The organism is Croceicoccus sp. (genome assembly GCF_983967925.1).
This window is the reverse complement of record NZ_CFETID010000030.1, coordinates 21,075-32,715: the sequence shown is the minus strand read 5'-3', so window position 1 is coordinate 32,715 and position 11,641 is coordinate 21,075. Positions and strand designations below refer to the sequence as shown.

Sequence of the window (11,641 nt, the reverse complement as noted above, 5' to 3'; positions counted from 1 at the left end):
TTCCGCGACACGCTGATCGAACAGGCCGAGCAGGGCGTCGACTATTTCACCATCCACGCGGGCGTGCGCCTGCCTTACGTGCCGCTGGCCGCCAAGCGCGTGACCGGCATCGTGTCGCGCGGCGGTTCGATCATGGCGAAATGGTGCCTCGCGCACCACAAGGAGAGCTTTCTCTACGAGAATTTCGACGAGATCACCGAGATCTGCAAGGCATACGACATCGCCTATTCGCTGGGCGACGGCCTGCGCCCCGGCAGCATCGCCGACGCCAATGACGAGGCGCAGTTCGCAGAACTCTACACTTTGGGCGAGCTGACCAAGCGCGCCTGGAAGGAAGACGTGCAGGTCATGATCGAAGGCCCCGGCCACGTGCCGATGCACAAGATCAAGGAGAACATGGACAAGCAGCTGGAAGCCTGCGGCGAGGCCCCGTTCTACACGCTCGGGCCCCTGGTCACCGACATCGCGCCCGGCTACGACCACATCACCAGCGGCATCGGCGCGGCGCAGATCGGTTGGTACGGCACGGCGATGCTCTGCTATGTCACGCCCAAGGAGCACCTCGGCCTGCCCGACCGCGACGACGTGAAGGTCGGCGTGGTCACCTACAAGCTGGCCGCCCACGCGGCGGATCTGGCCAAGGGCCACCCGGCGGCGCAGGTGCGCGACGATGCCTTAAGCAAAGCACGGTTCGAATTCCGCTGGCGCGACCAGTTCAACCTTTCGCTCGATCCCGATACGGCAGAGCAATACCACGACCAGACGCTTCCGGCCGAAGGCGCCAAGACCGCGCATTTCTGCTCGATGTGCGGACCCAAGTTCTGCTCCATGAAGATCAGCCAGGAAGTGCGCGAATTCGCCGCCAAGCAGAATTCCGAAAGCTTCCTCGCCAGCGAGAACCTGAAGGGCGAAACCCCGCCCGCCGAGCGCAAGAGCGCCGAGGAAGGCATGGAGGAAATGGCCGAGAAATACCGCGACGGCGGCGACCTCTACGTCCCGGCCAAGGACTGATCGCCTTGCCCTGATGACATGACCGGTGCAGTCTCCCCTTTTTCAGGGGGAGACTGTCCATGTCGCGTGCGTTTCTGTCGGTTGCCGCACTGGCGCTGATGTTCACTGCCACCTCCGCCGCATCGGCTCAGGACGCCAAACAGACCATCATGCCCGAGGACCCCGACGCGCTCGCGTTCCAGCAGGCGGTGGGCTACTCGGACGCGGTTATCGCCGGCGATCTGGTGATCCTGTCGGGTGTGGTCGCCGGGCCCGCGGACGGCGATGAGGGCATGGAGCCCGGTTTCGCCCGCGCCTTCGACAAGATCACGCGCACACTGGAACGCGCGGGTCTCGGCTGGGACGATGTGGTCGAGATCCAGACCTTCCACACCGATCTCCCCGCCCAGATCGAGACATTTGCCGACGTCAAGAACCGCTACGTCAAGGCGCCCTTTCCGGCATGGACCGCCATCGGCATCACCGCGCTGTACGAACCGAGCGCGCTGGTCGAGATCAAGGTCACCGCTTACCGGGGCGATCGGGCCGAATAGGGGAGAGCAGGGCGCATGGCCGAGACAAGCACGATCACCGCCGACGCGGCGCTGGACGAGGAACGCGAACGCCGCAGCCTGCCGCGCATCGGGCTGGTGCTGACCGCGCTCTATGTCGCGGGGCTGGTGATCTATCTGTGGGCGCAGGGGCAGAACCCCGCCAGCCTCGACCTCAACGAACTGGGCGATTTTCTCGGCGGGGTATCCAGCCCGCTGGCGTTCCTGTGGCTGGTGCTGGGCTTCTTTCAGCAGGGGCGCGAGATTCGCCTCTCGAACAAGGCGCTCAAGCTGCAGGCCGCCGAAATGCGCCGCTCGGTCGACGAGCACCGGCGGCTGGCAGGCGGCGGCGAATGAGCGAGACCGAACGCAACCGCGCGCTGATCACGCAGGCGTTCGCAGGGCTGGAACACGGCGACCCCTCCGCCTTCATCCCGCTGTTCGCCCCCGACATCGCATGGCGCGTCATGGGCTCTAGCGCATGGTCGAAACGCGCCTTCGGCCTCGCCGATGTGGAGCGCGACCTCGTCGGTCCGCTGTTCGCGCGCTTTGCCGGACCCTATCGCAATATCCCCGAACTGATCATGGCTGACGAAGACCGCGTTGTCGTGCTGGCCAAGGGTCATGCCGAAACGATGGAGGGGCGCACCTATGCCAACGATTATTGCTTCGTCTTTCGCCTGCGGGACGGGATGATCGCCGAAGTGCGCGAATATATGGACACGATCCTCGCCGACGAAGTGCTGGGCCGCTGACACGCCCGACTAGCCAGCGCGGCGCGATGCGCGCATAGGGGCGCGCATGGCCGATCTCTATCTCAAGAACCTCGAATCCGAACGCCGCCAGCTGTGGGCGACCTGCCGCCTGAAGGGGCTGCCCAAGGATTCGCCCGAACGTCAGCGCATCGCCCAGATCGACGAGGCGATCGCCGCGCACAAGGCGAAATAGGCGCGGGCGGCGCTGCCCGGCGGAGCGACCCGCCGGACGCCGCGCCGATCATCCGTTCTTCAAATTCTCCAGCCCCTTGATCCCGCCCGGCTTCAGGCTGGGCTGCGAGGCGTTCGTCTTGGGTGCCTTTTCGGCCTTGGGTTTGCGGATTTCCTTGTTCGACTTGCGTTGGCCCTTGGCCATGTCCGTTCCAATCAGGGCGGAATGCCCCGCCTGCATCATAGCGGTAACCGCCGATAACATGGCACGAATTCGCTCCGTGCCGAACGAGAGCCCCGTTCAGCCCGGCATCCGCGACAGCGCTACCAACACCCGGTCCAGCGCCTGCAGGAAGTTCGACCGGTCCGCCTTGCCGAACGGCGGAGGCCCGCCGGTCACCCCGTCCATGCCCGAGCGCAGATCAGCCATGATCGCGCGCATCGCGACCGCGCTGCCGATCCCGGCCTTGTCGAATATCTTGCCGTTGTGCGCCAGCACCTTCGCGCCCGCCTTCAGGCAGCGGTCGGCCAGCAATATATCGGCGGTCACGACCACGCAGCGCGGAGACACGTGCGCCGCTTCCTCGGCGATCCAGTCGTCGGCGGCGTCGAAACCATCACCCACCACCACGCGGTGGATGCGCGGATCTTGCGGAATGCGGAACGCGGCATTGCTGACGACGAACACCTCGGCGCGGTATCGCGCGGCGACGCGGTAGATCTCGTCCTTCACCGGACAGGCATCGGCATCGACAAGGATCGTCAGGGGCGCAGATCGGTCATTCATCGTGCGGGCTTAGGCGAACCGACCGCAGGACGCCAAGCCCCGTGCCTCAGCGCAGCAATTCGCGCGCCAGCACGCCCAGCCCGCGCTGCAAGTCGCGCAGGTCCAGCGCCGCGGCGCTCGTTTCGGCCAGCGCACTGCCGGTCAGCGCCGGGATATGGACGAACAAGGCGCGCGTCTCCGCGCCCGCCTCGTCCAGCGCTGCCAGCGCATGGTAATAGAGATGGTTGCACACATAGCCGCCCGCATCGTCCGACGGCGCGCAGGCCAGCCCGGCGCGCTCCACCGCGGCGCACAGTTCGCCAATGTCGCAGCGCGCGGGCAGATGGTGTAGTGGATCGGCGCTATCAGGCGGCGCCGCGCCGCCCGCATCGGGAAGCGTGGCGGTGCAGGCATTGCTGGCGCGGCTTTCCAGCACCAGCCCTGCGGCCCGCGCGCTGTAGCCGGTCATGATCAAAACGCGCGGCGGCCTGCTCAGAACCGCTCTCAGCGCGGCAGGCGCATCGCCATAGCGCGTCGGCACGATCACCGCCTCCGCCCCCTGCAGAACCGGATCGCCGCATGCCTCCAGCGAGCGCACCAGCATCTCGGTCGGGTTTTCGGCCACGCCGGGAAAGGGTTCGAAACCGGTGATGACAAGCTGCGATGTCATGCCTGCCGTTCTCCTGTGGGTCGTATGGCGCGCGGCTAAAACACTGTCCTACACGCGCGGATAATGTCAGCCCGAAGGCATGATCAGCACCGCCGCCAGACCGATTTTCCCCGCACCCCCGCGGTGTCACCTTTGGGCCGCAACCCCGCGGAAATCCGCGGCTGGCGACAGGGTGACAGCGCCTGTAGGACGTGTCACCTTTGTCACCTTTCGCGCATGCCGATCAGGCGGAGAATTCGGTCGCCAGCGTGATCTCGCAGTTCAGCAGCTTGGAAATCGGGCAGTTCGCCTTGGCCTCGGCGGCCAGCTTCTCGAACTCGGCCTTGTCCATGCCCGGGACCTTGGCCTTCATCGTCAGTGCGCTCTTGGTCACGGTAAAGCCGTCACCGTCCTTTTCCAGCGTCACGTCGCAGCTGGTGTCGAGCGTGCCGTCGGTATGCCCCGCCTTGGCCAGCGCAAAGCTGGTCGCCATGGTGAAGCAGCTCGCATGGCCGGCGGCGATCATTTCCTCCGGATTGGTGCCGGGGCCCGATTCGAAGCGGCTGTTGAAGCCATAGGGCGCATCGAGCGCGCCGGATTTGGTGGCGACATGGCCCTTGCCATCCTTGCCAAGGCCTTCGTAGCGGGCGGTTGCACTGTTCACGGTCATTGCGGGGTTCCTTCCAGACGGGATGTCCTGTGTCCGAACAGCGCGCGAGCGCGGCCGATGTTCCGGCGCCCGGGTTTCCGGTCCAGCCCGATAGCGCTTGTGTACCGGGCGGTTGAGGCGGATAAGCGCCGCATCCATGCACGCCCCAAGGCTGGCATGCCCTCGTTCCCCGAAATCAAGGACAATGCGCGCCATGCCCACCAAAACCACGACCAATCCGCTCGTGCCGTTCGGACAAATGCCCTTCGGACAGATAATGGATCCGATGGCGATGTCGCGCCTTGCGTTCGACTGGTGGAAGCTGTGCTTCGATTCGACACAGGTGATCGCGCTGCGTTCGATGCGGATGATGCAGGGCGGCGCGCTGGCCCAGCACGAGGCGGTGCGCATGGTGTCGGAAAAATGGGAAACCGCCACGCTGGTGGTGATGAATGCCTCGTCCGGCAAGGGTGGCACCACGCCCGAGGCGCTGATGCGCGGCGCGATGCAGCGCTATCAGACGAAGGTGTCGTCGAACCGCAGGCGTCTGACGCGCTGACCCTGCTATCCCACCGCCGCGTGCCGGTGGGTCAGCATGTCCAGCAAGCGGATCTCGCCGCGCCATGCGCGTTCGTGGAAAAAGAACACCACCGCGTTCACGCATGGCTCGACCAGCGCGATCCCGCTGGCGAGCGCGAAGCTGCCGGTAAAGGCAAAGGCCACCGCAAAGCCCACCACAAGGTGAAGGCCGAGGAAGCTGATCGTCTTGGCGAAATCGCGGGTCATGCCGGGATCCTGATGATTGAGGGCATCGTCGAAGATCGGGATTTATTGCGAGCGGCTCGCAAATTACAGCGGGGAAAGCCGCTGACGATGATCGCCCGAAACGATGATCCGCGGGGGCAGGGCCGCGAGTCGCCTCTATGCAGGCCGGGTGCGGGCCAGCCGCAATCGGCTTGTTCCAGGCCGCCAAATGACCGCGCAGGGCCGCAAATTGCGGCGTCAGCGGTTCGCTTTGCCCCCGATTTCGCCCTCGGCTGGGGATTACGCGCCGCGCACCCCTTTCCGGGGCGGGCGCTTCGTGCTTGGCCTAGCGTGTCGGGCCTAAGCGCTCGGAACGCGGGCGGGTGCGGCTTCGTTGCCCCATCGAACCCACCGCGCGAAAGGATTGCGATGCTTGAACATGTCCCCGAATGGCTGGGCGCCGCCCTGCACAATGTCCGCGCAGGACACAGCAAGCTGGCGGCCGTGAAACTGGGCGGCGAAGGTGTCGTCGGTGCCGGCGGCATGGTGCTGACCTCCGCCGCCTTCGAAAATGGCGAGGAGCTGGACCCCAGCTTCACCGCTGACGAGGAAGACGCCGTCGCGCCGCCGCTGGAATGGAACCATGTCCCCGCCGGCGCGCAGGAACTCGTCCTCATCGTCGAGGATCCCGACGCACCGTCGCCCGAACCCTTCTGCCACTGGCTGGTCTGGGGCCTCGCGCCCCAGCGCGGCAAGCTGATGGAAGGCGAGGTGCCGCCCAAGGTCGGCAAGAATTCCTACCAGAATTCAGAATGGCTGCTGCCCGATCCGCCCACCGGCCACGGCGCGCACGACTATGTGTTCCAGCTGTTCGCCGTCGACACGCCGATCGACCTCAAGCCCGGGGCGGGGCGGGGCGCGTTGATGAAGGCGATGGAAGGCCATGTGCTCTCGCTGGCGATCCTCACCGCCACCTACGAACGCGGCGGCGAGATCAAGGACTGGGACGACATCGAGCTGGACGACGAGGATTGAGCCGCGTCCCGCATATTCAACACGATCCGGCTGCCCTGACGGGGGCCGAAGCTCTCCTATGGAAAGGAAGTAAGTAATGGCTGCCAAGAATAACGCGATCAACAAGCCCGTGCCCGTTTCGGCCGATCTGGAAGAGATCGTCGGCAAGGGCCCGATGGCGCGCGGCGAAGTGACCGCGAAGGTCTGGGAATACATCAAGAAGCACGATCTGCAGGCCGCCGACGACAAGCGCATGATCGAACCCGACGCCAAGCTGGGCAAGGTCATCGGGACCGAGAAGATCTCGATGTTCAAGATGACCGCTGCGGTGTCCAAGCACCTCGGCTGATCGGCCGCGAGGCATGGGGCGGGGCGGTCCTGCGGGATCGGCCCGCCCTATTCGCGTGAAGCGTCCTTGCGCCGCTTTACGTCGATATGGCCCAGGATGCGCACGAAATAGGCCGTCGACCAGCCAAGCATCATGACGCCGACGATACTCTCAAGCGCCGCGACATTGCGCCAGCTTTTCAGGATAAGGGCGTCGCTGAAGCCCACGGTCGAATAGCTGATGGTCGAGAAATACAGCGCCGACGACAGATCGGGCAGCGCACGCACGGCGAGGTAGAAAAAGGCGTAAAGCCAGATCTCGGCCCCGTGGATGACCAGCAGGAAAAGCACGATGGCGATCGTCATGGCGATGCCGTGAAAGGTGACCGGAGGAAGATGGGTCACCCGCCGGGGATCGTCGCTGGGCCGGATGAAGCGGGTGATGAGCGCGAGCCCGAGGCCATGGATGATGACGCAGGCAGCGCCCAGAACGCTCGACGCGGCAAGTTCGACGCCAAGCTGGTGAAACGGCGTCGCGGCCAGATCAATCGACATGATGCCCGCCCCCGGTCGATGCGCTTCATTCGGGCCGGAGAGCCGGAAAGGCTCCCCGCGCGCCGATCACGCTAATGAGGACGTCCGCATTTGCCAATGGCCCGGTAAAGTGGAAACGGGCCGGGCAGAGGCGGGATCAGGACTTCTTTTCGGGCAGGTCTTCGCGGTCGGTCGAAGCGAAGTCCTCAAGCTCGGATTCTGACATGCTGTCGTACATCTCTTTCGACGCACCCTGCAGGTCCGATACCTTGGTCTCGCCCCGCTTGGCCGACAATGCGGCGCCCGCGGCTTTCTGCTGTGCCTTTGATTGTGCTGGCATCACTTGGCCTCCAATTCCGATCCAAGCTTGAGAACCTCGTCGCCATCGTCCTGCTTGATCAGATAGGCGGGGTCCTCGCTGGTCCCGTTTCGCTTCACCTTCGAACCCTTTATGGTCCGCTCGACATCGCGTTCGAACCGTTCCTTGACCTGTCCGGTGGCGGTGCCGTTGCCCCAGTCCCACTTGACGTGCTGGTCTTTTTGAAAGCTGTTCTTCTTGTCCGCCATAAGTTTCCCCGACTAGTCGTCAGCGGGAGCCTGTCTCCGCTCCTCTTCCCCGTAAACGAAATCATCCGCCAGCTCGTCATCGCCGGCTTGTTCCTCGCCGATGGCATCACCGGACGCCGGAGGGACGGCCTGGTTTGTCACCGCGCCATTATCCCTCACCTGATCGGAGGTGAGCGCGCCGGTAACCCAAGCGATGGTCATGGCGGCGGCGGCGAGAAACAGGCTGATAAGCAGAACATACCGCACGATGTGCGGCGTCGATCCTCCGCGTGCCTCATCGGTGGTCAGGTCGACTTCATCGCCATGGCGTTGCATTATATGGTCTCCATCCAAACTTGCGATCCCGTGCCAGCAGCCGGAACCCGGCCACTTGCATACATAGCGCGAAACGCTTCGGGAAACGCATTCGTTCCGCCCCGGTGCGTATGCACTTCGGGGCGGGGGCGTGTCCTGTCGCTGGTCAGGGGCGAAGGAGTTCGTTGATTCCGGTTTTCGAACGGGTCTGCGCATCCACGGTCTTCACGATGACCGCGCAATACAGCGAAGGGCCCGGCGTGCCGTCGGGAAGCGGCTTGCCCGGCATGGCGCCCGGCACCACCACGGCGAAAGGGGGCACCTTGCCGACATGGACTTCGCCCGTGTTGCGGTCGACGATCTTGGTGGATGCGCCGATGAATACGCCCATCGAAAGGACCGCGCCCTCGCCGATGATCGCGCCTTCGGCCACTTCGCTGCGGGCGCCGATGAACGCGCCGTCCTCGATGATGACCGGCCCGGCCTGCAGCGGTTCCAGAACGCCGCCGATCCCCGCGCCGCCCGAGATATGCACGTTCTTGCCGATCTGCGCGCAGGATCCCACCGTCGCCCAGGTATCGATCATCGCGCCGTCGTCGACATAGGCGCCGATGTTGACGAAGCTGGGCATCAGCACGACGCCCTTGCCGATATAGCTGCCGCGCCGCGCAACCGCGCCGGGGACGACGCGAAACCCGTTGCGGGCAAAGCGGTCGTCGGTCCATCCCGCGAATTTCGAGGGCACCTTGTCATAGGCGCTTTCCCCAGCCGAGCCGTAAGGCACGATCTCGTTATCGTTCAGGCGGAAGGACAGGAGCACCGCCTTTTTCAGCCACTGGTTGACCGTCCACTCGCCGTCACGCTTCTCGGCCACGCGCGCTTCGCCCGAATCGAGCAGCGCCAGCGCCTCGTCCACGTCGCTGCGCACATCGGTGCTGTCGGGCGTGACATTGGCGCGGTCCTCGAAGGCGGCGTCGATACGGGCGATCAGTTCGGAATGGGTGGTCATGCTGCGCGGCTCTTTCTGGCACGGATGGACGGGCCGCCTGTGAATGGCGGCGGGGAAACCGGCACCGCCTATCGCGTGGATCGGGTCCGGGCAACCGTTACGCGTATGGGAAACAGGGCATTGACGCCGTCCCCGAATGGCGCAACCGTAATTCCCGCTCGATTTTTCGTGTCCGCCGGGGCACTTACCGGGGCATGTCGGACTGGCAGGGGGCCAGCCAGGGCGCGAGGTGCAAGGGGCCGATCGCGCGAAACGGGGGAATGGATGACGAGTGGTCGCACACGCACTGGCCTGACGGAGCGTCTTGCGGCGTCGCTGTCAGCGCTGGCTCTGCTGGCCGGTTGCGGGGGCGGCGGTTCGGGCGGCGGACCCATCTCGACGCCCACGCCGGTTCCGGCACCGACCCCGACGCCGACCCCGACCGTCAATTTCAACACCGCGGAGTTCCGTACATCCGACGGGCCCGAACAGCATGACGCCGTGGCCGCATGGCAGCAGGGCGCGACGGGGCGGGGCGTGGGGATCGCCATCATCGATACGGGCATCGACCGCGACAATCCCGAACTGGCGGGCCGGATATCCAGCGCATCGGCCGATGTCGCTGCCAGTCGCAGCCTCGATTCCCCCGATGGTCACGGCACGCAGGTGGCGCTGGTCGCGGCTGCGGCGCGCAATAACGAGGGTGTGGTCGGCATCGCCTATGACGCGACCATCATCGCCTTTCGCGCCGACCAACCGGGCAGCTGCGACGGTTTCGACCCCGCCAATCCCACCACCGGCTGCAATTTCAACGATTCGGACATCGCGCGCGGCGTCGATCTGGCGGTGGCCGCCGGTGCGCGGGTCATCAACATCTCGCTGGGCGGATCGACGCCGACCTTCGTGCTGCGCAATGCATTGAGCGAGGCGGCGGCGGCCGGCGCGGTGATTGTCGTGTCCGCCGGCAATGACGGCGAGGGGATCGATCCCGCGATAGATCCCGACAATCCCGATCCGTTTGCCATCGGTGTGCTGCGTTCCGGAGGGTCCAGCGTGATCGTCGCGGGATCGGTCGATGCCGCGTCCGAAATTTCGGTTTTCAGCAACAAGGCAGGCACAGCCGCATCCTCTTTCCTCGCCGCGCGGGGTGAGGATGTTTGCTGCGTGTATCAGGACGGCGAGATCTATACCGAGACGCAGGACGGGTCTGAATTCGTCTATGTGATCAACGGCACCAGCTTTGCCGCGCCGCAGATTTCGGGCGCGGCGGCGTTGCTGGCGCAGGCATTTCCCAACCTCAGCGGAAGGGAGATCGTGAGCCTGCTGCTCGACAATGCGCGCGACGCGGGGGCAAGCGGGACCGACAGCGTCTATGGCCGCGGCATTCTCGACATCGGGGCAGCGTTTCAGCCCAGCGGCGTGACGACGCTGGCGGGCAGCGAACTGCCTCTGTCGCTGGTCGCGGCGGCGGGCATGGCCAGCCCGGCGATGGGCGATGCGGCGCGGCGGGCGGCGGCCGACACGGTCGTGCTGGACGGATATGGCAGGGCGTATCAGGTCAACCTCGCGGGCCGCATGCAGCAGGCGGCGCCGCGCCGCGATTTCGCGCGTGCGCTTCAAGGCAGCACGCGCGGCGCAAGCCTGCGCGCCGGGCAGGTCGGGGCAAGCTTTGCCATCGCCGATCCGGCGGCGAGGGACATGCGTTCCGCGGCCTTGCAACCGAACCGGGACGGCATGGGCGGGCAGGAGGTGCTAGCCGCGCAGATCAATGCGCAGATCACGCCGGATACCAAGGTGGCACTGGGCTTTCGCCAGTCGGCAAGCGGGCTGGAAGCGGGACTGCGCGGGGCGGACCGGCCTGCCTTCATGGTCGCGCAGGATGTCGGCGGGGACTTCGGCTTTCTCGCCATGCGCGAAGGGGCGATGGCCGTCCGCCAGCAGATGCAGGGCTGGGGCCTGACGGTTTCGGGCGAGAGCGGGCTGGTCTGGACCGACCGGCTCGAGGAAGAATTGTCGATCCTGCCGGCGCGCCGGAACCGCGTGTCGCGCTATGGGATCGCAGCCGACGCCGGCAAAGGATCCCTCACCGGCACGATCGGCGCGTCATGGCTGCGCGAGGATGCGACCCTGCTGGGCGGCAGCTTCCAGCGCTCGCTGGCGGGCGAGGGCGGGGCGGACAGCCTGTTCGTGGATGCTGGCGTGGAATGGTCGCCGGGCAAACGCTGGAATGTCGGGGCGGCGATGCGCGGCGGCCTGACGCGGCCCGAAACCGGCGGATTGATGGCGGGCAATGCCGCGCTGCATTCGATGGGATGGAGCGTCGACGCTGCGCGCACCGGCATTTTCGCGTCGACCGACCGGTTGGCGCTGCGCGTGTCGCAGCCGCTGCGTGTCGAATCGGGATCGCTCGTGCTGAATGTGCCGGTCGCCTATGACTATGCCAGCGAGACGGCGACGATGGGCGTCACGCATCTTTCGCTAAGCCCGACTGGGCGGGAAATTGCCACCGAACTGGCGTGGGAAGGCAATGTGTGGGGCGGCGCGATGACCGCCAGCCTGTTCTATCGCCGCGATCCGGGGCATATCGCGGCCATCGCCGACGACATGGGCGCCGGACTACGCTGGAGCCGCTCTTTCTGACG

The 11,641-nt window shown here is 65.7% G+C and carries 19 protein-coding genes; 9 read left to right on the top strand and 10 right to left on the bottom strand.

From position 1 onward, the window contains the following. The 5 genes from thiC to AC4FIJ_RS14285 all read left to right on the top strand — a co-directional run. The coding region (thiC, locus tag AC4FIJ_RS14305) for a phosphomethylpyrimidine synthase (protein ID WP_490337352.1) at positions 1 to 1,011 on the top strand (1,011 nt) is incomplete at its 5' end. A 59-nt stretch (positions 1,012 to 1,070) separates the two neighbouring features. Then, positions 1,071 to 1,544 (top strand): RidA family protein, encoded by a 474-nt coding sequence (locus tag AC4FIJ_RS14300; RefSeq protein WP_490337351.1) that lies wholly within the window; start codon positions 1,071 to 1,073, stop codon positions 1,542 to 1,544. Between the two features lie 15 nt (positions 1,545 to 1,559). Next, positions 1,560 to 1,898, top strand: a complete 339-nt coding sequence (locus tag AC4FIJ_RS14295) for a hypothetical protein (protein ID WP_490337350.1) — start codon at positions 1,560 to 1,562, stop codon at positions 1,896 to 1,898. Continuing rightward, positions 1,895 to 2,296 carry a nuclear transport factor 2 family protein gene (locus AC4FIJ_RS14290; protein WP_490337349.1) on the top strand — a complete coding sequence of 134 codons (402 nt, stop codon included), beginning with the start codon at positions 1,895 to 1,897 and terminating at the stop codon, positions 2,294 to 2,296. Before AC4FIJ_RS14295 ends, AC4FIJ_RS14290 begins: the two co-directional genes overlap by 4 nt. Positions 2,297 to 2,342: 46 nt before the next feature. Then, positions 2,343 to 2,489: a hypothetical protein gene (locus AC4FIJ_RS14285; protein WP_490337348.1), complete on the top strand. Its 147-nt coding sequence runs from the start codon at positions 2,343 to 2,345 to the stop codon at positions 2,487 to 2,489. A gap of 48 nt (positions 2,490 to 2,537) precedes the next feature. Here AC4FIJ_RS14285 and AC4FIJ_RS14280 read toward each other — a convergent pair whose 3' ends face one another. The 4 genes from AC4FIJ_RS14280 to AC4FIJ_RS14265 form a co-directional block, all read right to left on the bottom strand. Continuing rightward, a complete protein-coding gene (locus AC4FIJ_RS14280; protein ID WP_490337347.1) occupies positions 2,538 to 2,672 on the bottom strand; it encodes a hypothetical protein in 135 nt (44 codons plus the stop codon). A 96-nt stretch (positions 2,673 to 2,768) separates the two neighbouring features. After that, positions 2,769 to 3,254, bottom strand: a complete 486-nt coding sequence (locus tag AC4FIJ_RS14275; protein ID WP_490337346.1) for a YaiI/YqxD family protein — start codon at positions 3,252 to 3,254, stop codon at positions 2,769 to 2,771. 46 nt (positions 3,255 to 3,300) lie between these two features. Beyond that, complete coding sequence (locus tag AC4FIJ_RS14270; protein WP_490337345.1) at positions 3,301 to 3,903, bottom strand: pyroglutamyl-peptidase I; 603 nt, start codon at positions 3,901 to 3,903, stop codon at positions 3,301 to 3,303. A gap of 223 nt (positions 3,904 to 4,126) precedes the next feature. Next, the gene (locus tag AC4FIJ_RS14265; RefSeq protein ID WP_490337344.1) at positions 4,127 to 4,552 is read right to left on the bottom strand and encodes an OsmC family protein; all 426 of its coding nucleotides are present in this window, start codon (positions 4,550 to 4,552) and stop codon (positions 4,127 to 4,129) included. A 193-nt stretch (positions 4,553 to 4,745) separates the two neighbouring features. On the opposite strand from AC4FIJ_RS14265, the gene AC4FIJ_RS14260 reads away from it, so the two are divergent. Beyond that, entirely contained in the window at positions 4,746 to 5,090 is a 345-nt protein-coding gene (locus tag AC4FIJ_RS14260; RefSeq protein ID WP_490337343.1) for a hypothetical protein, read from the top strand. A gap of 5 nt (positions 5,091 to 5,095) precedes the next feature. On the opposite strand, the gene AC4FIJ_RS14255 is transcribed toward AC4FIJ_RS14260, so the two are convergent. Beyond that, on the bottom strand, positions 5,096 to 5,317 hold the full coding sequence (locus AC4FIJ_RS14255; RefSeq protein ID WP_490337342.1) for a DUF2061 domain-containing protein: 222 nt from the start codon (positions 5,315 to 5,317) through the stop codon (positions 5,096 to 5,098). 387 nt (positions 5,318 to 5,704) lie between these two features. Between AC4FIJ_RS14255 and AC4FIJ_RS14250 the strand changes: the two genes are divergently transcribed. Both AC4FIJ_RS14250 and AC4FIJ_RS14245 read left to right on the top strand, forming a co-directional pair. Continuing rightward, on the top strand, positions 5,705 to 6,310 hold the full coding sequence (locus AC4FIJ_RS14250; RefSeq protein ID WP_490337341.1) for a YbhB/YbcL family Raf kinase inhibitor-like protein: 606 nt from the start codon (positions 5,705 to 5,707) through the stop codon (positions 6,308 to 6,310). 76 nt (positions 6,311 to 6,386) lie between these two features. Beyond that, positions 6,387 to 6,638, top strand: coding sequence for an SWIB/MDM2 domain-containing protein (locus AC4FIJ_RS14245; protein WP_490337340.1), 252 nt, complete (start codon positions 6,387 to 6,389; stop codon positions 6,636 to 6,638). A 47-nt stretch (positions 6,639 to 6,685) separates the two neighbouring features. Here the strand turns inward: AC4FIJ_RS14245 and AC4FIJ_RS14240 are convergent, their stop codons facing one another. From AC4FIJ_RS14240 to dapD, 5 genes are all read right to left on the bottom strand, one after another. After that, on the bottom strand, positions 6,686 to 7,171 hold the full coding sequence (locus AC4FIJ_RS14240; RefSeq protein WP_490337339.1) for an ion channel: 486 nt from the start codon (positions 7,169 to 7,171) through the stop codon (positions 6,686 to 6,688). 136 nt (positions 7,172 to 7,307) lie between these two features. Then, complete coding sequence (locus AC4FIJ_RS14235; RefSeq protein WP_490337338.1) at positions 7,308 to 7,490, bottom strand: DUF3008 family protein; 183 nt, start codon at positions 7,488 to 7,490, stop codon at positions 7,308 to 7,310. Then, the gene (locus AC4FIJ_RS14230; RefSeq protein ID WP_490337337.1) at positions 7,490 to 7,717 is read right to left on the bottom strand and encodes a hypervirulence associated TUDOR domain-containing protein; all 228 of its coding nucleotides are present in this window, start codon (positions 7,715 to 7,717) and stop codon (positions 7,490 to 7,492) included. Before AC4FIJ_RS14230 ends, AC4FIJ_RS14235 begins: the two co-directional genes overlap by 1 nt. A gap of 12 nt (positions 7,718 to 7,729) precedes the next feature. Beyond that, on the bottom strand, positions 7,730 to 8,032 hold the full coding sequence (locus AC4FIJ_RS14225) for a hypothetical protein (protein WP_490337336.1): 303 nt from the start codon (positions 8,030 to 8,032) through the stop codon (positions 7,730 to 7,732). Positions 8,033 to 8,177: 145 nt separating this feature from the next. After that, positions 8,178 to 9,020 (bottom strand): 2,3,4,5-tetrahydropyridine-2,6-dicarboxylate N-succinyltransferase, encoded by an 843-nt coding sequence (dapD, locus tag AC4FIJ_RS14220; protein ID WP_490337335.1) that lies wholly within the window; start codon positions 9,018 to 9,020, stop codon positions 8,178 to 8,180. Positions 9,021 to 9,284: 264 nt separating this feature from the next. Between dapD and AC4FIJ_RS14215 the strand changes: the two genes are divergently transcribed. Then, on the top strand, positions 9,285 to 11,639 hold the full coding sequence (locus AC4FIJ_RS14215; protein WP_490337334.1) for a S8 family peptidase: 2,355 nt from the start codon (positions 9,285 to 9,287) through the stop codon (positions 11,637 to 11,639). Positions 11,640 to 11,641: the final 2 nt, after the last annotated feature.